Origin of the sequence: Agromyces bauzanensis (assembly GCF_014645655.1) — a bacterium.
GTDB classification, from domain to species: domain Bacteria; phylum Actinomycetota; class Actinomycetes; order Actinomycetales; family Microbacteriaceae; genus Agromyces; species Agromyces bauzanensis.
The window spans coordinates 1-937 of the sequence record NZ_BMMD01000074.1 but is presented as its reverse complement, the minus strand read 5'-3'; the positions used below and the strand labels follow the sequence as shown (position 1 = coordinate 937).

1 protein-coding gene is annotated in these 937 nt (G+C 67.2%); it reads right to left on the bottom strand.

All coding sequences use genetic code 11. The annotated features are described in order from the left end of the window. Positions 1 to 937 (bottom strand): integrase core domain-containing protein (locus IEX31_RS18465; RefSeq protein WP_188744846.1); only part of this gene is annotated, 937 nt, incomplete at both ends.

Below are 937 nucleotides of genomic sequence, written 5' to 3'. Positions count from 1 at the left end.
CCCTGATAGTAGACCTGCCGGTTCGCTTTGGTGACCTCCACGAGGGATTGATCCGCTGCCTGCTGCTGGGCATTGTCGTCGGGGAGGACTTGACCGGTCTTGGAGATCGTCAGCGCCGCACGGCCCAGATCTGACTGGCGCTTGGCGTGGGCCTGCCGGTACTCCGAGGCTTTCGCTTCCAGCACCGACAGCGGGATCGGCTCGGTCGCCGGCGTGTGCTCAAGCAGGTCCCACGCCGCGCGCGGTGTCGCCTGTTCGAGGGCTTGATGCGGTCGGCGGTTGTTGTAGTGCTCACGGAACCGCCCGATCCGGGCACGCAGCTGCTCCAGGGTGGCTGGCCGAGCCGCGTCCAGGAAGCGGGTCACCGTCTGGTGGGAGCGTTCGTTCTTGCCCTGCGTGGTTGGCTTGCCCGGCAGCCCGCTGATCGGCATGGTNCCGGCGATCGCCCGCCCGAGCACGTCCTTCGCGTCGGCACTGTTCTCATGACGCGCGAACGCGTCGGTGCCGACGTCATACCGGCTGGCGTCGTCGAGCAGCTGATACACCGTCACAATCTGCCCGGAAGCCAACTCATACTCGAACGCGTCCAGCTGCCACAGCGACATCACCGTCGCGCGCACGAACGGAATGTACGACGACTTCGGCCGCTTCTTCGGCGACGCGTCCACCTGCCCCACGGCCGCCAGCAGGCGGGCGATCGTCGCCACCGACGGGACGTTTCCGCCTGGGAACTCGTCGTCCAACGCCGCCTCATAGTAGATCGAACGGGGACCGTAGTCCCAGCCGTCGGCCTTGAGCTGTTTACGGATCCTCACCAACTCATTGACTACCTGCTGACCGTACCGCCGGGCGGGGGTCTTCGGGGCACGCGACCGCGGGTGCAGCGCGGCCGTCGACTCGTGCGCGGCCCGGGCGCGGATCTTGTAGAACACGCTGC